The sequence below is a fragment of the Pseudomonas sp. S3E17 genome (assembly GCF_024168685.1).
GTDB lineage: Bacteria > Pseudomonadota > Gammaproteobacteria > Pseudomonadales > Pseudomonadaceae > Aquipseudomonas > Aquipseudomonas marginalis.
Map to the genome: position 1 here is coordinate 4,601,827 of NZ_JALJWE010000001.1, position 26,467 is coordinate 4,628,293.

Here is a 26,467-nt window from a genome sequence, read left to right on the forward strand (position 1 = left end):
CCCCGTCAGCCGCTACATTGGCCGACTTGTGCCTGCCTTTCAGGCCCTTCTGTCACCCCTTATTGAACACACGGAACCTGCAAAACCCAATCATGGACCCTTCCCCTGGTATCACCCTCGCCACACTCTTCGCCGATTTCGGCATGATTCTTTTTGCTCTGATCCTGGTACTGCTCAACGGTTTTTTCGTTGCGGCGGAATTTGCCATGGTCAAGCTGCGCTCGACCCGGGTCGAGGCCATCGCCCACACCAACGGCTGGCGTGGGCAGATCCTGCGTACCGTGCACAGCCAGCTCGACGCCTACCTGTCGGCCTGCCAGCTGGGTATCACCCTGGCCTCCCTGGGCCTGGGCTGGGTCGGTGAGCCGGCGTTCGCGCACATCCTCGAACCGCTGCTGGGCGCCGCAGGCGTCGAATCGCCGGAAGTGATCAAGGGCGTGTCGTTCTTTGCCGCGTTCTTCGTGATTTCCTACCTGCACATCGTGGTCGGTGAACTGGCGCCCAAGTCTTGGGCCATTCGCAAGCCCGAACTGCTGTCACTGTGGACGGCGGTGCCGCTGTACCTGTTCTACTGGGCCATGTACCCGGCGATCTACCTGCTCAACGCCAGCGCCAACGCGATCCTGCGCATCGCCGGCCAAGGCGAACCCGGCCCGCACCACGAACACCATTACAGCCGCGAAGAGCTCAAGCTGATCCTGCACTCCAGCCGTGGCCAGGACCCGAGCGACCAAGGCATGCGCGTACTGGCCTCGGCCGTGGAGATGGGCGAGCTGGAAGTGGTGGACTGGGCCAACTCCCGTGAAGACCTGGTGACCCTGGACTTCAACGCCCCGCTCAAGGAAATCCTCGCGCTGTTCCGCCGCCATAAATTCAGCCGCTATCCGGTGTATGACGCGGTGCGCAACGAGTTTGTCGGGCTTTTGCACATCAAGGACCTGCTGCTGGAACTGGCGGCCCTGGACCACATCCCCGAATCGTTCAACCTGGCCGAGCTGACCCGCCCGCTGGAACGTGTGTCGCGGCACATGCCGTTATCGCAGTTGCTGGAGCAGTTCCGCAAAGGCGGCGCGCACTTTGCCCTGGTGGAAGAAGCCGACGGCAAGATCATCGGCTACCTGACCATGGAAGACGTGCTGGAAGTGCTGGTGGGCGATATCCAGGACGAACACCGCAAGGCCGAGCGCGGCATCCTCGCCTACCAGCCCGGCAAACTGCTGGTACGGGGCGATACGCCGCTGTTCAAGGTGGAACGCCTGTTGGGCGTCGACCTGGACCACATCGAGGCCGAAACCCTCGCAGGGCTGATCTACGACACCCTCAAGCGCGTGCCGGAAGAGGAAGAAGTGCTGGAGGTTGAAGGCTTGCGGATCATCATCAAGAAGATGAAAGGGCCGAAGATCGTGCTGGCCAAGGTCCTGCTGCTGGATTGACCCTCAATTGCCCAATGCAAAATTGGGCAATGTCCCGACCGGCTGGTTGAATTCGTAAGGAATCGACACCAGCCCGGCCGCGGTACTCTGTTGCACCACAAAGTGCAGGTGCGGCCCGCTGCTGTTGCCGGTATTGCCCGACAACCCCAGTGCGCTGCCCACCGCCACACGCTGCCCCGGCCTGACACTGACCGAGCCTTGCTTGAGGTGCAGGTACACGCCCTGGGTGCCGTCATCGTGCTGCACGCGCACGAAATTGCCTGACGCATCGTTGCCGCGTCCGATCTGGCTATTCTCGATTTTCACCACCACACCGCTGCGTGCCGCGATGATCGGCGTGCCTTCGGGCATGGCGATGTCCATGGCGTAGCGGCTTTTGGCGTCGGTGTGACTGAAACTGCCGTTGGGGCCTTGGGTCAGGCGGAACGGACCGCCACGCCAGGGCAAGGGGTAACGGTAGGCTTGTTGCGGGTAAACGGGTTTTGGCCTGTAGAGTACCGGCGGCTGTACGCGCTCGACCCTACGTTCCTGGATCACGAACGCCTGGGCGCCGGGGGTTTGCCGATCGCTGAAAAACACCATGCCGTTGGCATCGGTGGATCTGTACAGGGTCATGGCCTGGGTCGAATTGGCGACCAAGGCCAACATGCAGGACAGCAAAAGGCGAAGGAGCATGGCGCGAACCTGCCGGAGTGAATGAACAGCAAGCTAGCAAGGGATCATGACAATCCCGGGGCACGCCCCTTCGGACTGAAGGTCAGGCCCCCGGCACAAAATGCTTCTGCGCCGTACCGCGCGCAATCAGGCGAGAGATATAGTCGAGCTTCTGCGCATCCTGGTCGATAAAGCGGAAGGTCAGTTGCAGCCAGTCACTGTCCGGCTTGGGTTCGAAGGCGACGATGGCGTGCAGGTAGCCGTTGAGACGCGCCACCTCGGCGTTGTCGCCCTGTTCCAGGTCGAGCACGGCACTTTCCAGTACCTGAGGCAGGACCTCACCTCGACGCACCACCAGCAGCGCTTCCTTGATGCTCAGTGCCTTGATCACGCATTGCTGGGTGCCGCTGGACAGGCGCAACTGGCCCTGGCCACGGCCGCCAGCGGGCGCAGCGCCTGGCGCTTGGACCGGCGGGGCGTTGTTAAGCAGGCCTTTGCTTGGCGCAGCCGCAGCCGCAGCAACGGGGGCTGCACGTACGGCTTCGGGCTTGCCACCGGTCAGGGCGCTCAGGGAATCATTGCCGAAGGCCGAGTTCATCTTGGTCGGCGCGCTGGCGACCAGGGCGTCGAGGCGACCGACCTTGTGGAGGGCCTGCTTGACCTTGTTCAGCAGTTGCTCGTTGGTAAACGGTTTGCTGACGTAACCGGATACCCCGGCCTGGATCGCCTGGACCACGTTCTCTTTGTCGCCACGGCTGGTCACCATCACAAACGGCATGGCCTTGAGGTGCGGTTGCTCACGGCACCAGGTCAACAGCTCCAGGCCGGACATCTCCGGCATTTCCCAGTCGCACAGCACCAGGTCGAAGCTCTCGCGCATCAGGATGGTCTGGGCCTTCTTGCCGTTTACCGCATCTTCAAGCTTGATCCCGGGGAAGTAGTTGCGCAGGCACTTCTTCACCAGGTCGCGGATAAACGAGGCGTCATCCACCACCAATACACTGACTTTACTCATCGACCCTTCATCCTATAAAAACTTCGGCACGCAAAACGCCTGACTAATGGCATTTTGCCAAAACTCTGTAGTCACGTTCGGACTTTCTTTTACCCGATTCGCAAAAAATTCAGGCGCCACAAACGAAAACGCCCGACCAGAGGCCGGGCGTTAATTTCTCGGGCAACCTTACTTATCGTCAGATTCGCCCGGAACATTAGGGATTTGATCGGCTGAACCCTCAACTTCGGCCTTCATGCGCTTGAGGCCCATGTGCCGTACGTCGGTACCGCGCACCAGGTAGATCACCAGTTCCGAGATATTGCGCGCGTGATCGCCGATCCGCTCCAGGGAGCGCAGCACCCAGATGATGCTCAAGACCCGCGAGATAGAGCGCGGGTCTTCCATCATGTAGGTGGCCAGCTCACGCAGGGCGGTCTTGTATTCACGGTCGATGACCTTGTCGTACTGCGCTACCGACAATGCCAGCTCGGCGTCAAAGCGCGCAAAGGCATCCAGGGCATCCCGGACCATGTTGCGCACCTGGTCGCCGATATGACGCACTTCGACATAACCGCGCGGCGCTTCACCCTCTTCGCATAGCTGGATCGCACGGCGGGCAATCTTGGTGGCTTCGTCGCCGATCCGCTCGAGGTCGATCACCGACTTGGAAATGCTGATGATCAAGCGCAGGTCGGAGGCTGCCGGCTGGCGACGGGCGAGAATGCGCAGGCATTCTTCGTCGATGTTGCGTTCCATCTGGTTGATCTGGTCGTCGATCTCGCGCACTTGCTGGGCCAGGCCCGAGTCGGCCTCGATCAGCGCAGTAACGGCATCGTTGACTTGCTTCTCCACCAGCCCGCCCATCGCCAGGAGGTGGCTGCGCACTTCCTCGAGCTCGGCGTTGAACTGCGCGGAGATATGGTGGGTAAGGCCTTCTTTGCTAATCATGTTGGCGTCCTTGGAGCGTCCGGTAAGGTGCGGAGAACCGCAGCGTCAGTGCAATCAGAACCACAGCTTCCTAGCCGTAGCGACCGGTGATGTAGTCTTCGGTCTGCTTCTTCGCCGGATTGGTGAACAGGGTGTCGGTATCGCCGAACTCCACCAGCTTGCCCATGTACATGAACGCGGTGTAGTCGGAAACCCGCGCCGCCTGTTGCATGTTGTGGGTCACGATAACGATGGTGAACTTGGACTTGAGCTCGTAGATCAGCTCTTCGACTTTCAGCGTCGAGATCGGGTCGAGTGCCGAGCACGGTTCGTCGAGCAGCAGCACTTCCGGTTCCACGGCGATGGTCCGCGCGATCACCAGGCGTTGCTGCTGGCCGCCGGACAGGCCGAGTGCCGACTCATGCAGGCGGTCCTTGACCTCGTCCCACAGCGCCGCGCCTTTAAGGGCCCACTCAACCGCTTCGTCGAGGATGCGTTTCTTGTTGATGCCCTGGATGCGCAGGCCGTAGACCACGTTTTCGTAGATGGTCTTGGGGAACGGGTTAGGCTTCTGGAACACCATGCCCACACGGCGACGCAGTTCGGCCACGTCTTCGCCCTTGCGGTAGATGTTGGTGCCGTAGAGGTTGATGGCCCCGTCCACGCGGCAACCGTCCACCAGGTCGTTCATGCGGTTGAAGGTACGCAGCAGCGTGGACTTGCCGCAGCCCGACGGGCCGATAAAGGCGGTCACGCGCTGCTTGGGGATGTTCATGCTGACGTCGAACAGTGCCTGCTTGTCACCGTAGTACAGGCTCAGGCCCGGTACTTCGATGGCCACGGTTTCCTGGGCCAGGCTCAGGCTCTGTTTGTCGCGACCCAGGGCAGACATGTTGATGCCGTGGGAATGGGTGTCGTGTTGCATGGGATGCTCCCTGTGCTGTTGTGTGGGAGGGGGCTTGCCCCCGATAGCGGTGCATCAGGAACATGTGTGCTGGCTGGCACACCGCAATCGGGAGCAAGCCCCCTCCCACAAATAAGTCCGCGTTCAATTCAGATCAGCTGTCCAGCGCCTTGTACTTCTCGCGCAGGTGGTTACGAATCCACACCGCCGACAGGTTGAGCGTGGCGATCACCAGCACCAGCAGCAAGGCAGTGGCGTATACCAGCGGCCGTGCGGCCTCGACGTTAGGGCTCTGGAAGCCGACGTCATAAATATGGAAGCCCAGGTGCATGATCTTCTGGTCCAGGTGCAGATACGGGTAGTTGCCGTCCAGCGGCAGCGACGGGGCGAGTTTCACCACGCCGACCAGCATCAGCGGCGCCACTTCACCGGCGGCGCGGGCCACGGCGAGGATCATGCCGGTCATCATCGCCGGGCTGGCCATCGGCAGCACGATCTTCCACAGCGTCTCCGCCTTGGTCGCGCCCAGCGCCAGGGAGCCTTCACGTACCGTACGAGGGATCCGTGCCAGGCCTTCTTCGGTGGCCACGATCACCACCGGTACCGCCAGCAGCGCCAGGGTCAGCGAGGCCCAGAGCAGGCCCGGTGTACCGAAGGTCGGTGCCGGCAGCGCTTCGGCGAAGAACAGACGGTCGACCGAGCCACCCAATACATACACGAAGAAACCCAGGCCGAACACGCCGTAGACGATGGCCGGTACACCCGCCAGATTGTTCACGGCGATGCGGATGATGCGCGTCAGGGTGTTCTGCTTGGCGTATTCACGCAGGTACACCGCCGCCAGCACGCCGAACGGGGTCACGATCATCGCCATGATCAGGGTCATCATCACGGTGCCGAAGATCGCCGGGAATATCCCGCCTTCGGTGTTGGCTTCCCGCGGGTCATCACTGAGGAATTCCCACACCTTGCTGACGTAGAAACCGATCTTGGTCACGGTCCCCATGGCGTTCGGCTGGTAGGCGTGCACCACCTTGCCGATGCCGATTTCAATTTCCTTGCCGTTGCCATCGCGAGCGGTCAAGGCGTCGCGGTTGAACTGGGCGTGCAGGTCGGCCAGGCGCGCTTCGATGTCCTGGTAGCGGGCGTTCAGCTCGGCGCGGTCGGCATCCATGTCGGCCTGGGCGGCCGCGTCGAGCTTGCCTTCCAGCTCCAGTTTGCGGCCATGCAGGCGGATGCGCTCGAGGCCGGCGTTGATCGCGCCGATGTCGGACTTCTCCAGGGTCTTGAGCTGGGCCGCCAGCTTGTTCACGCGGTCCACGCGGGCTTGCAGCTCCGGCCACGCGGCCTCGCCTTCAGCGATGACCTTGCCATCCTGCTTGACGTTGACCAGGGTGCCGTAGAAGTTGCCCCACTCACGACGTTCGATGGTCATCAGGTTCTTCGGCGTGCTCTGGTCCTTCAACCACTCGCCGACGATCCAGGTGAAGTCGTTGCCGTTCAGATCGCGGTTGCCGACCTTGATCAGCTCGCGGGTCATGAATTCAGGGCCCGCATCGGGCACCGGCAGGCCCGCGCTTTTCAGGCGCTCGCGCGGCACTTCTTCTTTCTGCACCACTTCGCCGATGACGATATGGTTTTCCTGGCCCGGCACGTTGTAGTTGGCCTGGATCAGGTCGGCCGGCCAGAAGTGGCCCAGGCCACGCACGGCAATCACGGCCAGCAAACCAATGGTCATGATGACCGCGATGGACACCGCGCCACCGCTGATCCAGACGCCGGGAGCGCCGCTCTTGAACCATCCATTCAGGGAGTTCTGTTTCACAGACTTCTACCTTTCTTAAAGCGACGAGTATTTCTTGCGCAGACGCTGACGAATCAGCTCGGCGAGGGTGTTCATGATGAAGGTGAATAGCAGCAGCACCAGCGCCGAGAGGAACAGCACGCGGTAGTGACTGCCGCCGACTTCCGACTCGGGCATTTCCACCGCGACGTTGGCCGCCAGGGTGCGCAGGCCTTCGAACAGGTTCATCTCCATCACCGGCGTGTTACCGGTGGCCATCAGCACGATCATGGTCTCGCCCACGGCGCGCCCCATGCCGATCATCAGCGCCGAGAAGATGCCCGGGCTGGCGGTCAGGATCACCACGCGGGTCATGGTCTGCCACGGTGTGGCGCCCAGGGCCAGGGAACCCAGGGTCAGGCCGCGCGGTACGCTGAACACGGCGTCTTCGGCGATGGAGTAGATGTTCGGGATCACCGCAAAGCCCATGGCCAGGCCGACCACCAGGGCGTTGCGCTGGTCGTAGGTAATGCCCAGGTCGTGGGAGATCCACATGCGCATGTCGCCGCCGAAGAACCAGGTTTCCAGGTACGGGCTCATGTACAGCGAGAGCCAACCCACGAACAGGATCACCGGGATCAGGATCGCGCTTTCCCAACCATCGGGAACCCGCAGGCGGATGGATTCAGGCAGGCGGCTGAAGACAAACCCGGCCACCAGGATGCCAATCGGCAGCAGCATCAGCAGGCTGAAGATCCCCGGCAGATGCCCTTCGACATACGGCGCCAGGAACAGGCCGGCGAAGAAGCCAAGGATCACCGTCGGCATGGCTTCCATCAGTTCGATCACCGGCTTGACCTTGCGGCGCAGGCTCGGGGCCATGAAGTAAGCGGTATAGATCGCCGCGGCAACCGCCAGTGGCGCCGCCAGCAGCATGGCGTAGAACGCCGCCTTCAGGGTACCGAAGGTCAATGGCGCCAGGCTCATCTTGGGTTCGAAGTCGGTGTTGGCAGCGGTCGATTGCCAGACGTACTTAGGCTCGTCGTAGTTTTCGTACCAGACCTTGCTCCACAACGCGCTCCAGGACACTTCCGGGTGCGGGTTGTCCAGCAGCAGCGGCTGCAGCTTGCCGCCGGCTTCGACGATCACGCGGTTGGCGCGCGGCGACATACCAAACACGCCCTGGCCGTCGACCACCGGATCCACCAGCAGGGTGCGGTGGGCGGTGCTGTGGAACACGCCGAACTTGCCGGAAGCGTCGAGGGCGGTGAAGCCTTTGCGCCGCTCTTCGGCGGTGATTTCCACGATGGGCGCGGTGCCCATCTGGAAGGTACGGATCTGCTTGAAGCGCTGCTCGCCATCCGGGTCTCGGGCCATGAACCACTGGGCCAGGCCGCCTTTGGAGTTACCGACGATCAGCGAGATGCCGCCCACCAACTGGGTGCTGGCGGTGACTTCGGCAGTGCCATCTTCCAGTAATTTGTAGCGACCGTTGAGGCTCCTGTCGCGCAGGCTGAACACATCCGCCAGGGCACGCCCGTTGATCACGTACAGCCACTGCTGGCGCGGATCGATGAAGATCGCCTTCACCGGCTCGGTCATTTGCGGCAGCTCGACACGCTTCTGCTCGCTGGTGACTTCACCGGTCATCATGTTTTCTTCGCGGCTCAGGGTCAGCACGTTCAAGTGCGAACCGGCCGAGCCTGCCACCACCAGCGACGTATCAGTGGCGTTGAGGGCAACATGCTCCAACGGGCGGCCGGCATCGTCGAGCACGATCGGCGTTTCACCGTAGGGGTATTCAATCGCAGGCGTGATGGTTTTCTTGCCGTCCGGGTACGACACCTTATAGGTGTGACGGAATACCAGGGACTGGCCATTGGACAAACCGAGGATCACCAGCGGGCTGCCCGGCTGGTCTTCACCGATGGAAGCCACGCTCACGCCGGGCGCAAGCGGCAGGTCGACACGCTTGAGTTCGGCACCGCTCGTGACGTCAAAGAACAGCGCCTGGCCCTTGTCGGAAACCCGCATGGCGACTTGGTTCTGCTCTTCCAGGGAGATCAACAACGGCTTGCCGGCGTCCTGCATCCAGGCGGGCGTCAGTGCGTCTTCCTTGGTCAGCGAGGCGCCTTGGAACAGTGGCGCGACCACGTAGGCGAGGAAAAAGAAGATCAGGGTGATCGCACCCAGAACGGCGAGGCCGCCCACCAGCACGTACCAACGGGTCAGGCGATCCTTGAGCGCGCGAATACGGCGCTTGCGTTGCAGCTCAGGCGTATTGAAATCAATGCGCTTGGGGGGAGAAGTTGTCGTCATGGTGGAATTGGCCAGATCATTCATGCGCACACCCTAGCGATCCTGTATGACAGAAAGATGACAGTGCAGTGACGCAACAAATCCGCCGCGAAGCAGGGCTGGCAGCGGACTAGAAAATTCGGATGCGGGGCCGGTATTCCGGCCCCGCAGAGGCAATCAGTTGCCTTCTTTCAGACCCAGGTCAGCCAAGGCCTTGGCGGCAACCTTGGCTGGCAGTGGGATGTAGCCGTCCTTGACCACAACTTCCTGGCCCTGTTTGGACAGAACCAGTTTCACGAACTCGGCTTCCAGCGGGGCCAGAGGCTTGTTCGGGGCTTTGTTGACGTAAACGTAGAGGAAACGCGACAGCGGGTATTTGCCGTTCAAGGCGTTTTCTTCGCTGTCTTCGATGAAGTCAGTGCTGCCTTTCTTGGCCAGGGCCACGGTCTTCACGCTGGCGGTCTTGTAGCCGATGCCCGAGTAACCGATGCCGTTCAGCGAAGAGCTGATCGACTGCACGACCGAAGCCGAGCCGGGTTGTTCGTTCACGTTAGGCTTGTAGTCGCCTTTGCACAGGGCTTCTTCCTTGAAGTAGCCGTAGGTGCCGGATACCGAGTTACGGCCGAACAGTTGCACTGGCTTGTTGGCCAGGTCGCCGGTCACACCCAGGTCACCCCAGGTTTTCACATCGGCTTTGCCACCGCACAGGCGAGTCGAGGAGAAGATCGCGTCGACTTGTTCCATGGTCAGGTGCTGGATCGGGTTGTCCTTGTGCACGAACACGGCCAGGGCATCCACGGCAACCGGGATCGCGGTTGGCTTGTAGCCGTACTTCTGCTCGAAGGCCGCCAGTTCGGTGTCCTTCATCTTGCGGCTCATCGGGCCCAGGTTGGAGGTGCCTTCAGTCAGCGCAGGTGGCGCGGTGGCGGAGCCGGCAGCTTGAATCTGGATGTTGACGTTCGGGTATTCCTTTTTGTAACCCTCGGCCCACAGGGTCATCAGGTTGGCAAGGGTATCGGAACCGACGCTGGACAAGTTGCCCGACACACCAGTGGTCTTGACGTAAGCCGGGATTGCCGGATCAACACCTGCGGCCACCGCGTTGGCGGTCGCAACGCCAGCAGCGACAAAAGTCATTGCCGCCATCAAACGTTTCAGTTTCATGCCTTGCTCCTAGCAGATAGGGATAGTTGGATCGGGGCCAAGTATCGAGAGGCCGTGTGAACACTCTATGTCTGAAATATGACAATTGGATGAAAGGCCAGCATTGGAGATCACACAACAAAAGGAGAGAAGGTCGGGACGTACGAGGAGGTTAGAGCGACTAAGTGACTTCTTGGAAACAAGCTGTAATTGTTATAAAACGCAAGACATGTGGCGAGGGAGCTTGCTCCCTCGCCACATGGTTACCGGTAAAAGCGCTAAACGGGGTTACCGCCCGCGCTTCCACAGATACCCACCCACCACCATCCCCATCACGCACAGGACAGCCACGTAGTAAGCCGGGCCCATCGGGCTTTCCTTCATCAGCAGCGACACCGCCAGCGGCGTCAGCCCGCCGAACACGGCGTAGGCCACGTTGTAGGAAAACGACAGGCCACTGAAGCGCACCACGGGCGGGAAGGCTTTCACCATCACGTAAGGCACCACGCCAATGGTGCCGACGAACAGGCCGGTCAAGGCGTACAGCGGGAACAGCCAGTCCGGGTGGGTCATGAGGCTGTGGTACAGCGTCCAGGAGGTCGCCAGCAGCAAGGCGCAACCGCTTACCAGTACACGCCCGGCACCAAAACGGTCAGCCAGGGCGCCGGAGGCAATGCAGCCAAGGCTCAACGTCACGATGGCCAGGCTATTGGCTTGCAGTGCAACGGTCGGGCTGAAGTGGTAGATGGTCTGCAGCACGGTCGGGGTCATCAGGATGACCACCACGACGCCGGCCGACAGTAGCCAGGTCAGCAGCATCGACAACACGATGGCGCCGCGGTGGTCACGTAATACGGCACGCAATGGCAGCTCGGCGGCCAGGGTCTTGCGTTGCTGCATCTCGGCGAAGATCGGCGTTTCATGCAGCCAGCGGCGCAGGTACACCGACAGCAGGCCGAACACGCCACCGAGCAGGAACGGAATGCGCCAGGCGTAATCCGAGACCTGCTCAGGGCTGTAAATAGTGTTGATCGCGGTAGCGACCAGCGAGCCCAGCAGGATCCCGGCGGTCAGGCCGCTGGTCAGGGTGCCGCAGGCGTAGCCGATATGGCGCGGCGGTACGTGCTCGGAGACGAACACCCAGGCGCCGGGGACTTCACCGCCAATCGCTGCGCCCTGGATGATGCGCATCAACAGCAACAGGACCGGTGCCCACAGGCCGATCTGCGCGTAGGTCGGCAGCAGGCCCATGATCAGGGTCGGCACGGCCATCATGAAGATGCTCAGGGTGAACATTTTCTTGCGGCCCAGCAGGTCACCGAAGTGCGCCATGATGATGCCACCCAGCGGGCGTGCCAGGTAACCGGCGGCGAAGATGCCGAAGGTCTGCATCATGCGCAGCCATTCGGGCATATCGACAGGGAAGAACAGTTTTCCGACCACGGTGGCGAAAAACACGAAAATGATGAAGTCATAAAACTCCAGCGCCCCGCCCAAGGCAGACAGCGACAGGGTTTTGTAGTCGTTGCGGGTCAGCGGGCGCGACGGTTGCGCACTGCTTGCAGGCACGGAGGACATGGCAAGGCTTCTCTTATAGTAGTCAGCTTGGTAAGGACGACACGCCCGGGACCGGCGGCGGTCTGGCAAGATAGCAAATCGCTTGTAAAAGCACAGCGCCAGGAGAACAGTTGCGCGCAAAAGCCGCGATACAGCAGCTATTTACCGACCAAATGAGCGCCGGGAGGTCGTCGTGGCGCCAGGGTCTCGATATACTCGGCCCTTGCAAGCGCAAGAACCCCAGGCTTGAGGGGCTGCTGCGCCAAAACGTCGTTGGGTGCCATCCAGCCGATTTGGCAGAGTTTCCCTTTAGTACGCCTTACGAGAAACGTATCGAACGGAGTATGTTTGTGCTGAAACGTTTTTCTAACAGTCGGCTATCCACCTTGCTCCACCTATAAAAGCGTCACGGGTCAGAGGCCCCCCGGCATGATCGAACTCGAACAAGAAGATCCTATCCCGCAAGGCGATCTCGCCCTGCAAATCACCGCGCTCCCGCGTGAAACCAACGGTTTTGGCGATATTTTCGGCGGCTGGCTGGTCGCGCAGATGGACCTCGCCGGTACCGCCATGGCCAGCAAGGTCGCAGGCGGGCGTGTGGCCACCGTGGCCATTGACCGCATGGCGTTCCTGGTGCCGGTGGCCGTGGGCGCGCAACTGTCCTTCTATACCCAGGCCCTGGAAATCGGCCGCAGCTCGATCCAGATGATGGTCGAAGTGTGGAGCGACGACCCGCTGTCCAGCGAATGGCGCAAGGTCACCGAGGCGGTGTTTGTATTTGTCGCTATCGATGGCAGCGGCCGCACACGCTCGGTGCCATCGCGCGCGCGTTAAACCTCGCGGGGTTTTGACGGTCAATTGCCCCATTGCCTGCCATTGAGAGTGCCTGCTATGCCTACGCCCCACGTTGAGACCGTGAAAGTCGACGAACTGGACTGCTGGCGCATCCGCCACAACGGCGCCGAACTGATGATTGCCCAGCAGGGCGCGCATCTCTTCAGTTACGGCCGCGAAGGCGAGCAGCCGCTGATCTGGCCGAATCCTGAAGCGGTGTTCAAGAAGGGCAAGGGCATTCGTACCGGCGTACCGGTGTGCTGGCCCTGGTTTGGGGTGTTCGACCGCAACCCGTCCAGCGTAAAGGCGATGCGCCGAAGTGATCAGCCTGCGGGCGCTCACGGTTTCGTGCGTACCGCGACCTGGGCATTGGCCGGCACCTCCCTTGAAGGTGAAACGCTACGGGTGGACCTGCAACTACCGGTTCCTGCAGGCGGCTTCCCCGGCTGGCCCCATCAGGTCGACCTGAGCCTGAGCCTGCTGCTGGACGATCAACTGCACATCCGCCTGACCAGCCACAACCGTGGCGACGGCACTGTCACGCTCAGCCAGGCGCTGCACACCTACTTCGCCGTGAGCGACGTACGCAACGTGCAGATCGAAGGCCTGGACGGCTCGGTATACATCGATACCGCCGATGGCTGGAGCGAGAAAACCCAGTCCGGCCTGCTGCACTTCACTGCCGAGACCGACCGCATCTACCTCGATACGCCCCCGTCGCTGAGCATCCTCGATCAGGACTGGCAGCGTCGCATCCAGCTCACCAGCCAAGGCTCGAAATCCACCGTGATCTGGAATCCCTGGACCGAACGCGCCAAGGCTTTCGACGACATGGCCGATGATGGCTGGCAGGGCATGCTGTGCATCGAGACGGCGAATGTGCTGGATGATGTGGTGACGCTGGCGCCGGGTGAAAGCCACACGCTGGGTGTGAGCATCACCGGCATCGCCTTGTAAACCCGGCGTAAGCTTATAGATCGGATTCCTTTACGACCCGCACCTTGCCCGCATCCAGCGCATAGGCGGCATCGGCCAAATCGTTGTTCACCGTCTCCACCTTCAACGTGCCGGTCACCCACAGCGGCGTGTAGATATCATCCAGCTTCAAACCCTTGGGATAACGCACCAGCACCAACTGGTTAGGCGGCGGTGGCGGCACGTGGATGCAGGCGCCCGGGTATGGCACCAGGAAGAACAGCGTGCTGCGCCCCTTGGCGTCGGTTTCCAACGGCACCGGGTAGCCGCCGATCCGGATGTTCTTGCCGTTCATGGCGGCCACGGTCTTGGTCGAATACATCACCGCCGGCAAGCCTTTGCTCTGCTTCAGGCCACCTTTGTCGGTGAACGTGCCTTGGGCTTCGGGGGAGTTGTGATCGATCTCGGGCATGGCCTCGAGGGCCTTCTGGTCCGACAGCGGCATCAGGTCGAGCCAGTCGGTTTCCGGCAGTTCGCCGGCGTGGGCCAGGCCAGAGCCCAGCAGAAGGAGAGTCAACAGGAGACGGCGCATGGAGAGGCTCGGCAAGTACAAGTGGCGAGCATTCTAGCCCTCTGCGCCTGCGCAGCGCAGAGGACTTTGTCGGCTGATTACTTCTTTTTGATCAGGCCGTAGATCACCAGCAACACAATGGCGCCGACCAGTGCGCCGATAAAGCCTGCGCCTTGGCCCGCCTGGTAGATGCCCAGCGCCTGGCCACCGTAGGTCGCGGCCAGGGAGCCAGCGATACCCAGCAGGATGGTCATGATCCAGCCCATGCTGTCGTCGCCGGGCTTGAGGAAACGCGCCAGCAGGCCGACGATCAAGCCGATAAAGATGGTTCCGATGATACCCATGGCATTTCCCTCTGAATGAAGTGAGCTATGCCAAAGCCTAGACAGGCTTTGGCATCCTGCAATCAGAGGACGGCGATAACCGAATGGTTCCCGTCGATCCCCGGGTTATTGCTCGGCGATCAGCGCTTCGACCTTGAGGATCTGCGCTTGCAGCGTTGCGCGGTCCTTGCAGCGCAGGTTGGCGTGGCCGACCTTGCGCCCGGCCTTGAAGGCCTTGCCGTAGTGATGCAGATGGCAGTCTTCGATGGCGATCACACGCTCCACCGGCGGTACCACGCCGATAAAGTTGAGCATCGCGCTCTCACCGACCTTGGCCGTGGAGCCCAATGGCAAGCCCGCGACAGCGCGCAGGTGGTTTTCGAACTGGCTGCACTCGGCGCCTTCGGTGGTCCAGTGCCCGGAGTTATGCACACGCGGGGCGATTTCGTTGGCCTTGAGGCCGCCGTCGACTTCAAAGAACTCGAACGCCATCACACCGACGTAATCCAGCTGCTTGAGCACGCGGCTGGAATAGTCTTCGGCCAGGGCCTGCAACGGGTGATCGGTGCTGGCCACGGACAGCTTGAGGATGCCGCTGTCGTGGGTGTTGTGCACCAACGGGTAGAAGCGGGTCTCACCATCCCGGGCACGCACGGCGATCAACGAGACTTCGCCGGTGAACGGCACGAAGCCTTCCAGTAGGCAGGCCACGCTGCCCAGTTCGGCGAAGGTGCCGACCACATCGGCGGCGGTGCGCAGGACTTTCTGGCCCTTGCCGTCGTAACCCAGGGTGCGGGTTTTCAGCACGGCCGGCAGGCCGATGCTGGCGACGGCGGCGTCCAGGTCCGCCTGGGACTGGATATCGGCGAAGGCTGGGGTCGGAATGCCCAGGTCCTTGAACATGCTTTTCTCGAACCAGCGGTCACGGGCAATGCGCAAGGCTTCGGCGCTCGGGTACACCGGTACGAACTGCGACAGGAAGGCCACGGTTTCGGCCGGTACGCTTTCAAACTCGAACGTCACCAAATCGACTTCGTCGGCCAGTTGGCGCAGGTGGTCCGGGTCGCTGTAGTCAGCGCGCAGGTGTTCACCCAAGGCTGCCGCACAGGCGTCCGGCGCCGGGTCCAGGAAAGCGAAGTTCATCCCCAGCGGGGTACCCGCCAAGGCCAGCATACGGCCCAGTTGGCCGCCACCGATTACACCGATTTTCATCGTCAACACCCTCAGGCGATACGTGGGTCTGGATTGTCCAGCACGCTGTCTGTCTGCTCGGCACGGAATTTCTTCAGCACCGCGTGGAACTGCGGGTGCTTGGCGCCCAGGATACTGGCGGACAGCAGGGCGGCGTTGATCGCACCGGCCTTGCCGATCGCCAGGGTGGCCACCGGGATACCGGCCGGCATCTGCACGATGGACAACAGCGAATCCACGCCCGAGAGCATTGCCGACTGCACCGGTACGCCAAGCACCGGCAGGTGGGTCTTGGCCGCACACATGCCCGGCAGGTGTGCGGCACCGCCGGCACCGGCGATGATCACCTCGATGCCACGGGATTCTGCTTCATCGGCATACTGGAACAGCAAATCCGGGGTGCGGTGGGCAGAGACCACTTTCACTTCATACGGAATGCCGAGTTTTTCCAGCATATCGGCGGTGTGGCTAAGGGTGGACCAATCGGACTTGGAGCCCATGATCACGCCAACCAATGCACTCATCGTCGTGCCTCTTCTCTCTGGGCGCCCGCAGGCGCGTCAAAAAACAACAAGCCACGCGGGAAATCCGGCGTGGCTTGTTGTACGAAATGTGGCCGGTTGGACCGGCCGAAGGCCGCGCAGTATACCGTAATAATCCAGATAAACAGCCCCTGGGATGACCATCTGTCTAGCGGGGCAAAGTGGCGGTTTTATTGACCCTGTAGGAGCGAGCTTGCTCGCGAAGATCGCCAACGATGACGCGGGCCTTCTGAATGGATACGGCGCTCTCAGGTTTTTCGCGAGCAAGCTCACTCCTACAGGGATCGCATTCAGGTACTTTGCGCCGCGCCACCTTCCAACTTGCGCCACAACAACCGCACATTCGCCTTGCGCACCAGCGCGCAGCGATACAGACGAATTTCCAGCGGCACATGCCATTGCGGCCCGCCGCAGACCACCAATTCACCGCGGGCCAGTTCGGCACGCACGCTCAGTTGCGGCACCCAGGCGATGCCCAGGCCTTCCAGGGCCATGCTTTTGAGGCTATCGGCCATGGCGGTTTCGTACACCGTGGTAAAGCGCAGTGCGCGCTGGCGCAGCAACAGGTGCACCGAACGGCCGAGGAACGCGCCGGCGCTGTATGCCAGCAACGGCACGCTGCCCTCGCCTTCGAGGTCGAACAGCGGTTTGCCGTCGGCGTCGGCCGCGCATACCGGGAGCATTTCGGTGTTGCCCAGGTGCAGTGAGGGGAAGATTTCGGCGTCCATTTGCATCGCCGCATCGGGGTCGTAGAACGCCAGCATCAGGTCGCAGCCGCCTTCACGCAGGGCATGCACCGCATCGCCGACGTTGGTGGCCACCAGCCGCGTGGCGATGTTCAAGCCTTCGTTGCGCAGTTGCGCGATCCAGCGCGGAAAGAAACCCAACGCCAGGGAGTGGGCAGCGGCCACTTGCATGACTTCGCCCTGCCCGCCTTCCAGGTGATGCAAATGGCGCAGCACTTCACCGAGCTGCTCGACCACGGTACGTGCGGTGACCAGGAACAACTGCCCCGCCGCCGTCAGCTCAACCGGCGTGCGCGAGCGGTTGACCAGGGTCAGGCCCAATGCGGCCTCAAGGCTGCGGATACGTCGGCTGAACGCCGGCTGGGTGACAAAGCGCCGCTCCGCCGCCTGGGAAAAGCTGCGAGTCGCCGCCAGGGCGCTGAAGTCTTCCAGCCATTTGCTCTCAAGGTTCATCACTGCCTCCCACGGGTACGCACCATTTTGGCACACACGCCCGCCATGATAGCCGGGTCACACTCACATTATGCCGTTTATGCATAGGCCAGTGTTTAACAGCATTGGCCCAAAATTTCCTACAGGCCTAGCATTCGCAGCGTTCCGGCCTGTTCCGGGTCCATATCGAGATGATTTCCGTCATGTCCTCCGCTGCATCATTCCGCACAGAAAAAGACCTGCTTGGCGTACTCGAAGTACCTGCCCAAGCGTATTACGGCATCCAGACCCTGCGAGCGGTGAATAACTTCCGCCTCTCGGGCGTTCCGATTTCGCATTACCCGAAATTGGTGGTCGGCCTGGCAATGGTCAAGCAAGCAGCGGCTGACGCCAACCGCGAGTTGGGCCAGCTCAGCGAAGCCAAGCACGCGGCCATCAGCGAAGCCTGTGCCCGCCTGATTCGCGGCGATTTCCACGAAGAGTTCGTGGTGGACATGATTCAAGGCGGCGCCGGCACTTCAACCAACATGAATGCCAACGAAGTCATCGCCAACATCGCGTTGGAGGCCATGGGCCACAACAAGGGCGAATACCAGTACCTGCACCCCAACAACGACGTGAACATGGCGCAGTCGACCAACGACGCCTACCCGACCGCGATCCGCCTGGGCCTGCTGTTGGGCCACGACGCGCTGCTGGCCAGTCTCGACAGCCTGATCCAGGCATTCGCCGCCAAGGGCGTCGAATTCAGCCACGTGCTGAAAATGGGCCGCACCCAATTGCAGGACGCCGTGCCGATGACCCTCGGCCAGGAATTCCGTGCCTTCGCCACCACCCTGGGTGAAGACCTGGCCCGCCTGAAAACCCTGGCGCCAGAGCTGCTGACCGAAGTGAACCTGGGCGGCACCGCCATCGGTACCGGCATCAACGCCGACCCACGCTACCAGGCCCTGGCCGTACAACGCCTGGCCGTTATCAGCGGCCAGCCAGTGGTCCCGGCTGCCGACCTGATCGAAGCCACCTCCGACATGGGCGCCTTCGTACTGTTCTCCGGGATGCTCAAGCGTACCGCGGTGAAACTGTCGAAGATCTGCAACGACCTGCGCCTGCTGTCCAGCGGCCCACGTACCGGCATCAACGAGATCAACCTGCCGGCGCGCCAGCCAGGCAGCTCGATCATGCCCGGCAAGGTCAACCCGGTGATCCCGGAAGCGGTCAACCAAGTCGCGTTCCAAGTCATCGGCAACGACCTGGCCCTGACCATGGCGGCCGAAGGCGGCCAGCTGCAACTGAACGTGATGGAGCCGCTGATCGCCTTCAAGATCTTCGACTCGATCCGCCTGCTGCAACGCGCCATGGACATGCTGCGCGAGCACTGCATCGTCGGCATCACCGCCAACGAAGCCCGCTGCCGCGAACTGGTGGAACACTCCATCGGCCTGGTCACCGCGCTGAACCCGTACATCGGCTATGAAAACGCCACCCGCATTGCGCGTATCGCCCTCGAAAGCGGCCGCGGCGTGCTGGAACTGGTGCGCGAAGAAGGCTTGCTCGACGACGCCATGCTCGACGACATCCTGCGCCCCGAAAACATGATTGCCCCACGCCTGGTCCCGTTGAAGGCCTAAGCGTTTGTTGCACCGCTCACCAGGTTGAGGGACTAGACACCTCTCACCTTTTGAGGGCCTGAAGGCTCGTTCTTCAGGCCCTTTTTTTTGCCTCAAGGTTGTGAAATGACGCCCATAAAAAATCCAATATCGCCCTGCAAACCCTCCTTGCCTGTAACAGCTTGGCTGAAACCTTTAATCAGCCCGAGCAGACGGATCACGTTCGCCTAGGTATAGTGCCGCCCCTCTTCGCGTCTGCGGCCGTCGGTAACGAGCCCGGATACACGCGATAGCGCATGAATAACAACACCCGCAAAAGGATTGGGGTCGAACCGTCGCGCACTGCCTGGTGCTATGCGAGGGGTAGGACCGTCCTGCGTTTGCCATTAGAAAAATCAGCGAGGAACACTCCATGCTCGAAGTCATCAACGACTTCCTCTCAGGGAAAGTACTGATCGTGCTCATTGTCGGGCTCGGCGGTTATTTCACGATCCGCTCGCGTTTCGTTCAATTGCGTCACTTTTTCCACATGTTTTCGGTGTTTCGCGACAGCCTGAAAAACAGCTCCGACCAACTCAGCTCGTTCCAGGCGCTGATGCTCAGCCTGGCCGGGCGTGTCGGTGCCGGTAACATCGCAGGTGTCGGCATTGCCGTGACCCTGGGCGGCCCGGGTGCCGTGTTCTGGATGTGGGTTACCGCGCTGGTGGGCATGTCTTCGAGCTTTATCGAGTGCTCCCTCGGCCAGTTGTACAAGCGCACTGACGCGGAAGGCACCTACCGTGGCGGCCCGGCCTATTACATCCAGCACGGCCTGCACAAGCGCTGGCTGGGGATGGTCATGGCGTTCCTGCTGCTGGTGACCTTCGGCTTTGCCTTCAACGGCCTGCAAGCCCACGCCGTGACCCACTCGCTGAACAACGCGTTTGGCCTGGACACCACCTACACCGGCCTGGCCCTGGCGGTATTACTGGGCCTGGTGTTCATCGGCGGGATCAAGCGCATCGCCTCGATCGCCGACCTGCTGGTACCGGTCAAGACCCTGGTCTACATCGCCGTGACCCTGTACGTGATCGTGCTGCAATTCGACCACGTACCGGCCATGCTCGCGACCATCGTCAAAAGCGCCTTCGGCCTCGACCAAGCCTTCGGCGGCCTGGTGGGCAGCGCAATCATCATGGGTGTGAAACGCGGCGTGTTCGCCAACGAAGCCGGTTTGGGCAGTGCGCCTAACGTGGCCGCGGTCGCTTCGGTAGAACACCCGATCGCCCAGGGCGTGGTGCAGGCGTTCAGCGTGTTCCTCGACACCTTCGTGATCTGCACCTGCACCGCGTTGCTGATCCTGCTCTCCGGTTTCTACACCCCGGGCTTCGAAGGCGACGGCATTGCCCTGACCCAGAACTCCCTGGCCGCTGTAGTGGGTGACTGGGGCCGCATGTTTATCTCGGTGGCCCTGGCGTTGTTCGTGTTTACCTCGATCATGTACAACTACTACCTGGGCGAGAGCAACCTGCGCTTCCTGGTGGGCAACAACCGCAAGGTGCTGATGGGGTATCGCGCGCTGGTGCTGGTGCTGATTTTCTGGGGTTCGATCGAGAACCTGAGCACCGTGTTCGCCTTCGCCGACATCACCATGACCATGCTGGCCTTCGTCAACCTGTTCGCCCTGGCGTTCCTGTTCAAGATCGCCATGCGCATCCTGAACGACTACGACAACCAGCGCGCGGCGGGCATCAAGACCCCGGTGTTCGACTCCAGCCAGTTCCCAGACCTGGACCTGGATCGCAAGGCCTGGCCGGCCAATCCGGTAAAACCGGACGTTGCCGCATCGGCAGAACTGAACGCTCAAGTGCAACGCTGAGCGTAGACAGATGACACGCCGCCCGGCCTTGGGCATGCTCGGGGCCCGGCGGCGTTTTTCGTTCAGGAGAATCTTCGATGTCCCCAGCCAATAACCTCATGGTGCTCTACACCGGTGGCACCATCGGCATGCAGGCCAGCGCCTATGGCCTGGCGCCCACATCCGGTTTTGAAGCGCGCATGCGCGAACAGCTCGCCAACGTGTCAGTACCCGCCTGGCGCTTCCGGGAAATGTCCCCGCTGATCGACAGCGCCAACATGAGCCCCGCCTACTGGCAGCGCCTGCGCACCGCCGTGGTCGAGGCCGTGGATGACGGTTGCGATGCCGTGCTGATCCTGCACGGTACCGACACCCTGGCCTACAGCGCGGCGGCGATGAGCTTCCAGCTGTTGGGCTTGCCGGCGCCGGTGGTGTTCACCGGCTCGATGTTGCCTGCCGGCGCACCCGACAGCGATGCCTGGGAAAACGTCAGCGGAGCCCTGCTGGCGTTGGGCGAGGGCCTGGCACCCGGCGTGCACCTGTACTTCCACGGCGCGCTGATGGCCCCGACCCGCTGCGCGAAGATCCGCAGCTTTGGTCGCCATCCGTTCGCCGCGCTGCAGCGCAACGGCGGTGTGGCCCAGGCCGAAACGCTGCCCGCCGCGCTGGATTACCGCCAACCGAAGGCCCTGGCCAATGTCGGCGTATTGCCGCTGGTACCGGGTATCGCCACAGCACAATTGGACGCATTGCTCGGCAGCGGCATCCAGGCACTGGTGCTGGAATGCTTCGGCAGCGGCACCGGGCCCAGCGATAACCCTGAGTTTCTTGCCAGCCTCCAGCGCGCCGAAGAAAACGGCATCGTGGTCGTGGCAATCACCCAATGCCATGAAGGCGGCGTGGAACTGGATGTGTACGAAGCCGGCAGCCGCCTGCGCAGCGTGGGCGTGTTGTCAGGTGGCGGCATGACCCGTGAAGCGGTATTCGGCAAGCTCAACGCGTTGCTCGGGGCCGGGCTGTCCATCGCCGAAGTCCGGCGACTGGTAGAGCTGGACCTGTGCGGCGAACTGAGCTGACCCCACCGCCGCACTGTAGATAGTCACCCCCTTCCCTGGCTGGCCGGCCCCTAGCATGGAACACCCGAGCGAACACCTCGGGCCGTTCCCATCAACCGGCAAGACAGGGATGCCCCATGACCACGCCCATCTCAATCGCTTCACAACAGCCACTGGAATTGCTCACCCAACTGTTAACAGGCCCGTCGTTCAGGGAAGTGGCGGCGGTGTTGTTGCGCCAGGCGCTGCAGGCCCGCTACCCCACACTGGCAATCGACCCCGATATCTGCCTGATCGGCACCCCTGGTTGGGAGATCATCGACGAACAGGCCTGCGCCACTACCACCGCTTACCGCACACTGAGCGACAGCCTGACCGATCAGGCCGTGCTCGGCGAACCGACCCTGTACATCGAAGGCGAACACTTCCTGACCCAGCAACCGCTCACCGAGCCGCCGACCCATTTGCCGGTGCGCATCGGTGACATCGCCCATCTGCTCAATACCCTGGCCCACGTCATGCTGGCGGCCTGGCAGGAGCAACAGCTGGCGTTCTGGAACAAAAGCAACGGCAGCGGCCCCCATTGGCATCAGCTGTCCAACTCATTGCGCGGGGTGTGGAATGTCCGGCAGGCACCGGGCTGGAACGAAAGCGACTGCGCCATGGCGCGCCAGTTGTTTCACGCGCCCACCTACGATGTGCGACGGCTCGACGACCCATACACCAGCCACGCCTACCTGCTCGACATCGATCAGGTCGACGGCGCGCAGGTGACCCACCTCAACCGGCTCGCGCTGTCGGTCCTGATCGGCAAGCAGGCCGGGCGAGACGTTATCCTCACCCACTCGCTGCTCAAGGGCTATGAGAAGTTCGCGTCCCTGGCACAGCTGGGCCAGAGCCTGCCCGCCCGCCTGGACACCTCGGCGCCCCGCACACAGTTGCAATGGCGCCTGTTCGAACCTGACGGCAATTTTTTCGATCACCAGGCCTGCAGCCTGATTGCCTTGCAGGTCGAGGCCATCGGCAGCCTGGACCTCTCCGACCTGCGCCACCCGGACACGGCTCCACCACCCGGTGCCACCGAGCTGACCACCGGTCCCGGCCGCGAGTGGTACCAGCAGGCGCTGCCGGGCTGGCTGCAGGAGGCGTCGACGTCCGACCTGAACTTCTATGCACGGCATCTCAAGGACCTCGCGTCCCTGAACAGCAGCACCGGCGGCAAGTCGTATCAGGACGATATCCCGCCCATCGAGCAGTACGCGCTCAATCGCCTCAAGGCGGAAATCCTCAAGGACCACCCGCAAGCCGGTGCCCTGGCCTTGGATACGCTCACCCTGAAAGTCCAGCAGCCGGTGGTCTGGGGAACTTTCACGGTGCCCGGCATGACCGAGACCACCACCTTCAACCTCGCCGAACTGGCGCTGCACAACCTGATCGCCCTCCCGGTCGGCAACAAGACCTTGCAGCTGCATAACGGCCAGAATCTGCCGGACTGGCTGACCGTCGAGTACATCGAGAGCCTCGTTTCCCGGGTGGACATCGGCCAGAACTACCCGACGCTGATCAAAAGCAAGCTGCTGGAAATCCCTCGCGAGGCCTCATCGCGAAAGAACCTCTACATCCAGCACCTGCGCATCCAGCTGCCGTTGCTGGCCCTGCAGGGCAAGATTCAGCAGCAGGATGGCATCGATGACCGCGGCTATCGATACGTTGCCGCCCTGATGCAAGCCGAGGCCTCGGATCACACAGTAGACGGGCAGACCATCGTCATGCGGCCTCTGGCGTTCATCCCGCAACGGCGGGACGACGCCACTGCCGATGAGGTCGAAAACATGTACGTCATCGGCCCGCAAGATCCCGCTGCCGGCCCCTGCCTGCTCTATCGACCGCTGTTCACGCCGGCCCTGGTGCAATATCCGTCCCCGACCAACCTGATGTACGCCATTGCCCAGTCCCCCGACCTGCGCCGTTCGGTGCTGGCTTGGTTGCCGGACAGCGCGCGCGATGCTTACGCCAACTATGTGTTCCCGGGAGAATTGCCTTCCCCCTGGGCCGTCGCCGATTTTCTGGTGGACGCCTCGACACTGGAAACCATGAGCGGGCCCATCGGCCTGGGCAAAGACCCACTCAAGGGTGACCTGCTCGCCGGCCTGTTTGAAGCCAACGCCCAGGCCCTGGTCAAGCTGGCCGACCGCCAGTCGACCTCCAATACCGAAAACCGCTGGGCGACCCTCAAGCAGACAGGCTGGACGCTCCTCAATGCCGCGCTGCCCTTTACCAGCCCCAGCGTGGCGACAGGCCTATGGATCTGGCAGGTCGTCGATCAGTTGCAACAGTTTGTCGGGGCCACGGAGCAGGACGACACCGCCGCCCAATGGACCACCGTCACCGACGTACTGCTGAACCTGTCGATGGCGATTACCCTGCATATCAGCACGCGTCTGCGTCCCCGCGGCGCTCGGCCCGAGCGGGAATCCAGGCCGACCGAGCCCTCGGCAGGGCAGCGGGTCGAGATCAAACAGCTGGGCGCCATCGCCGGCAATGAAAGCCCACCGGGTCACACTCCACTGCTGCATACCAGCGGCGCGCTCAATCGGTCGCCCGCCACCCTGGGGCGGGTGCTGGACCGTTTCAAAGTCAGCCAGCCTGGCGCAGCGAGCAGCGTCGACACCCGCCCGGGGCCCACCCGCCACCTTACCCGCGTCGCCGAGCGTCTCTACGCACAGGTCGGCGAGCGCTGGTTTGAAGTGAGCGCGGACGACGAGGGCAACGTGGTCATCATCGACCCTCGGCAGCCGGATCGAACCGGACCGCCGCTGATTCACAACGCCGCCGGCCAATGGTTCGTCGACACCCGCCTGCGCCTGCGCGGTGGCGGCCCCAAGCGCATGCTCAACAAAGCCGAAGCGGAAGCGACCCTCAAGGCCGCGGAAGTACGGGCCAAGCTCGAGGCCTTCGAAAACGCCAAGAAGACCGCACAAAGAGCGCTGCAACAGGCCCGCCAGGCCATGACCGACGTCTCCGGTAACGCTGCCGAAGTCAAACGCCAGCACTACATGGACACCCTCGACCAGCAGAGCGCGGATTACGAAGCGGCGCTGCAACACCTCAAGACCCTGAGTGTGTTCACCCCGGTCCCCGACTACCAGCAAAAAGCCCTGGGTTATATAAGGGCGCAACTGGAGCTTACCGAAGCCGCGATCAGGGAGGCCCAGACCACCTTCACCCCCCAGCTCAGGGTCGTGCTTGACCAGCTCGAACACCCCGACACCCATTACCCGGCGCGGTACGTCGAAGACGCGCGACAAATGACCGAGATGAGTGAAGACATGATCACACGCCTGGACTACACCCATGCGCGCTTCACTCAACTCAAGGCCCTGGCCAAGGAGGGCGTGCAGTTGATCCAGAGCGCCAGGAAAAAACTGCCGGCCTACACCAGCATCGACCTCAAGGCCCTGCAGATAACCCTGGCGCGCAGGTTGTGCCTGCCGGAGGACAGCGCGACCCGTGCACCCCAGGCCTGGGCCAACCTCAATGAGATTGTCGACAACGCCGATCTGTCGGTCCAGGCCCTGCGCGACACCCTCAACGAACGCAGCGAGGCGCGGCTGGACGAACGCATCGAATCCCTGAGCAGCCTGATCGAACAATTCAAGGTCCTTGACGAACGCCTGGAGGACTTCTCCCAGGAGTTTTCCAGCCTGACCCACCTCTCCCCGCTGGAACGCCTGCGCAAACAGGTCAAGGATTTCTCCAGGCAGGCCTTGACCCATCTGTCCCAGCTGCACGCTGAGCGGGACATCCTGCGCAATCGGCCCACCCCTCCACCGACGCCCCCCAAGCCCTTGAAGAAATTCATCCATACCCGTTACAACGGCGTGATGATCGGCGAGCCCCGCCTGACAGCGGTCGGCCTTGAAACCGATCTGGTGGATATCAAGTCACCGCTGACCCGGCAGGTCATTGCCACCTTCCATGAAAAAAGCCCCAACGTCTGGGTGCAACGGCTGAGCCCTGCACACACCGAGCAGGCGGTGCCCGAGCTTCAGTCCAGCCTCGGGCAGGGCCGCACGTTGCTGGACGGTTTGCCCGCGTTCAAGCAACGGGCCATCGAGCAAACCCGCCAAGCCGGGCGCACCGCCGTCGGCATCGAATACCTGTACCACCGTCACGCGTTGCTGCTGGAAGAGACCAGCCGGCACATCGAGCAGGCCCTGGCCGACAGCACCATCACAGCCGATCAAACCCAATCGGCAACCGCCCTTGGCAAGCAGCTCAACGACGCCGCGCAGGACCTGTACCTGCGCGCATCCGAAAGCATGACGCGCATGATCAAACAGCACCCCCCAACCACCAAAGGCGTCGAATGGCTGAGCGAGCGCGACGAGATCGTCATCAAGAAATCCGTGAGGCGTCGCCGGCTCAAAAGCAGCACACCGGACTACCTGGACGAATACATCATCACCGAGCGCGCGACTCATCAAGTGCTCTGGTACGCGCACTTTCATTATTCGACCGACTGGACGCCTGCCAAGGCCTACCTCAGCGCACGGTTGAAAACCACCCATGAATATCGCCAGGGCTCGGCGGCCGACTCGGTCAAAGGCCTGAACGAGCAGCAGCAAATCGACTATTACCGCAGCGAGATCAGCCTGGAGGCGGCCAAACGGCTATTTTTTGACCACAAGTAGACGGCACACTCCTTGCTGCCTCTG

20 protein-coding genes are annotated in these 26,467 nt (G+C 62.1%); 7 read left to right on the forward strand and 13 right to left on the reverse strand.

Annotation, left to right across the window (positions count from 1 at the left end; all coding sequences use genetic code 11):
- Window positions 1–92 precede the first annotated feature (92 nt).
- Complete coding sequence (locus tag J3D60_RS20830) at window positions 93–1,433, forward strand: hemolysin family protein (RefSeq protein ID WP_027608251.1); 1,341 nt, start codon at window positions 93–95, stop codon at window positions 1,431–1,433.
- Window positions 1,434–1,436: 3 nt separating this feature from the next.
- Here the strand turns inward: J3D60_RS20830 and J3D60_RS20835 are convergent, their stop codons facing one another.
- The 8 genes from J3D60_RS20835 to J3D60_RS20870 all read right to left on the reverse strand — a co-directional run bounded on the left by J3D60_RS20835 (window position 1,437) and on the right by J3D60_RS20870 (window position 11,717).
- Window positions 1,437–2,108 (reverse strand): M23 family metallopeptidase, encoded by a 672-nt coding sequence (locus J3D60_RS20835; RefSeq protein WP_253492643.1) that lies wholly within the window; start codon window positions 2,106–2,108, stop codon window positions 1,437–1,439.
- Window positions 2,109–2,190: 82 nt separating this feature from the next.
- Window positions 2,191–3,102 carry a response regulator gene (locus J3D60_RS20840; protein WP_065937963.1) on the reverse strand — a complete coding sequence of 304 codons (912 nt, stop codon included), beginning with the start codon at window positions 3,100–3,102 and terminating at the stop codon, window positions 2,191–2,193.
- A gap of 168 nt (window positions 3,103–3,270) precedes the next feature.
- Window positions 3,271–4,032 carry a phosphate signaling complex protein PhoU gene (gene phoU, locus J3D60_RS20845; RefSeq protein WP_065937962.1) on the reverse strand — a complete coding sequence of 254 codons (762 nt, stop codon included), beginning with the start codon at window positions 4,030–4,032 and terminating at the stop codon, window positions 3,271–3,273.
- Between the two features lie 70 nt (window positions 4,033–4,102).
- Complete coding sequence (pstB, locus tag J3D60_RS20850; RefSeq protein ID WP_027608247.1) at window positions 4,103–4,936, reverse strand: phosphate ABC transporter ATP-binding protein PstB; 834 nt, start codon at window positions 4,934–4,936, stop codon at window positions 4,103–4,105.
- A gap of 133 nt (window positions 4,937–5,069) precedes the next feature.
- The gene (pstA, locus tag J3D60_RS20855) at window positions 5,070–6,740 is read right to left on the reverse strand and encodes a phosphate ABC transporter permease PstA (protein ID WP_065926747.1); all 1,671 of its coding nucleotides are present in this window, start codon (window positions 6,738–6,740) and stop codon (window positions 5,070–5,072) included.
- 15 nt (window positions 6,741–6,755) lie between these two features.
- On the reverse strand, window positions 6,756–8,789 hold the full coding sequence (locus J3D60_RS20860) for an ABC transporter permease subunit (RefSeq protein WP_174556989.1): 2,034 nt from the start codon (window positions 8,787–8,789) through the stop codon (window positions 6,756–6,758).
- A gap of 384 nt (window positions 8,790–9,173) precedes the next feature.
- Window positions 9,174–10,160 carry a phosphate ABC transporter substrate-binding protein PstS gene (locus J3D60_RS20865; RefSeq protein ID WP_016978637.1) on the reverse strand — a complete coding sequence of 329 codons (987 nt, stop codon included), beginning with the start codon at window positions 10,158–10,160 and terminating at the stop codon, window positions 9,174–9,176.
- A 267-nt stretch (window positions 10,161–10,427) separates the two neighbouring features.
- Complete coding sequence (locus tag J3D60_RS20870) at window positions 10,428–11,717, reverse strand: MFS transporter (protein ID WP_027608244.1); 1,290 nt, start codon at window positions 11,715–11,717, stop codon at window positions 10,428–10,430.
- 408 nt (window positions 11,718–12,125) lie between these two features.
- Between J3D60_RS20870 and J3D60_RS20875 the strand changes: the two genes are divergently transcribed.
- Together J3D60_RS20875 and J3D60_RS20880 are read left to right on the forward strand one after the other, a co-directional pair.
- A complete protein-coding gene (locus J3D60_RS20875; protein ID WP_003176975.1) occupies window positions 12,126–12,530 on the forward strand; it encodes an acyl-CoA thioesterase in 405 nt (134 codons plus the stop codon).
- 57 nt (window positions 12,531–12,587) lie between these two features.
- Entirely contained in the window at window positions 12,588–13,487 is a 900-nt protein-coding gene (locus J3D60_RS20880) for a D-hexose-6-phosphate mutarotase (protein ID WP_253492644.1), read from the forward strand.
- A gap of 13 nt (window positions 13,488–13,500) precedes the next feature.
- Here the strand turns inward: J3D60_RS20880 and J3D60_RS20885 are convergent, their stop codons facing one another.
- The 5 genes from J3D60_RS20885 to J3D60_RS20905 all read right to left on the reverse strand — a co-directional run bounded on the left by J3D60_RS20885 (window position 13,501) and on the right by J3D60_RS20905 (window position 17,271).
- Window positions 13,501–14,037, reverse strand: a complete 537-nt coding sequence (locus J3D60_RS20885; RefSeq protein WP_065937956.1) for a DUF3299 domain-containing protein — start codon at window positions 14,035–14,037, stop codon at window positions 13,501–13,503.
- 77 nt (window positions 14,038–14,114) lie between these two features.
- The gene (locus J3D60_RS20890; protein ID WP_005792540.1) at window positions 14,115–14,360 is read right to left on the reverse strand and encodes a GlsB/YeaQ/YmgE family stress response membrane protein; all 246 of its coding nucleotides are present in this window, start codon (window positions 14,358–14,360) and stop codon (window positions 14,115–14,117) included.
- A gap of 105 nt (window positions 14,361–14,465) precedes the next feature.
- Entirely contained in the window at window positions 14,466–15,551 is a 1,086-nt protein-coding gene (locus J3D60_RS20895) for a 5-(carboxyamino)imidazole ribonucleotide synthase (protein WP_027608240.1), read from the reverse strand.
- A gap of 11 nt (window positions 15,552–15,562) precedes the next feature.
- Window positions 15,563–16,054 (reverse strand): 5-(carboxyamino)imidazole ribonucleotide mutase, encoded by a 492-nt coding sequence (gene purE / locus J3D60_RS20900; protein WP_003176980.1) that lies wholly within the window; start codon window positions 16,052–16,054, stop codon window positions 15,563–15,565.
- Between the two features lie 308 nt (window positions 16,055–16,362).
- A complete protein-coding gene (locus tag J3D60_RS20905) occupies window positions 16,363–17,271 on the reverse strand; it encodes a LysR substrate-binding domain-containing protein (protein ID WP_053127569.1) in 909 nt (302 codons plus the stop codon).
- 182 nt (window positions 17,272–17,453) lie between these two features.
- Here J3D60_RS20905 and aspA point away from each other — a divergent pair, with 182 nt between their 5' ends.
- The 4 genes from aspA (at window position 17,454) to J3D60_RS20925 (ending at window position 26,443) form a co-directional block, all read left to right on the forward strand.
- Window positions 17,454–18,878 (forward strand): aspartate ammonia-lyase, encoded by a 1,425-nt coding sequence (gene aspA / locus J3D60_RS20910; protein ID WP_025854459.1) that lies wholly within the window; start codon window positions 17,454–17,456, stop codon window positions 18,876–18,878.
- Between the two features lie 391 nt (window positions 18,879–19,269).
- Window positions 19,270–20,715, forward strand: a complete 1,446-nt coding sequence (locus J3D60_RS20915) for a sodium:alanine symporter family protein (RefSeq protein ID WP_253492645.1) — start codon at window positions 19,270–19,272, stop codon at window positions 20,713–20,715.
- Between the two features lie 77 nt (window positions 20,716–20,792).
- The gene (locus J3D60_RS20920) at window positions 20,793–21,770 is read left to right on the forward strand and encodes an asparaginase (protein ID WP_253492646.1); all 978 of its coding nucleotides are present in this window, start codon (window positions 20,793–20,795) and stop codon (window positions 21,768–21,770) included.
- Window positions 21,771–21,886: 116 nt separating this feature from the next.
- Entirely contained in the window at window positions 21,887–26,443 is a 4,557-nt protein-coding gene (locus J3D60_RS20925) for a hypothetical protein (RefSeq protein ID WP_253492647.1), read from the forward strand.
- Window positions 26,444–26,467 lie beyond the last annotated feature (24 nt).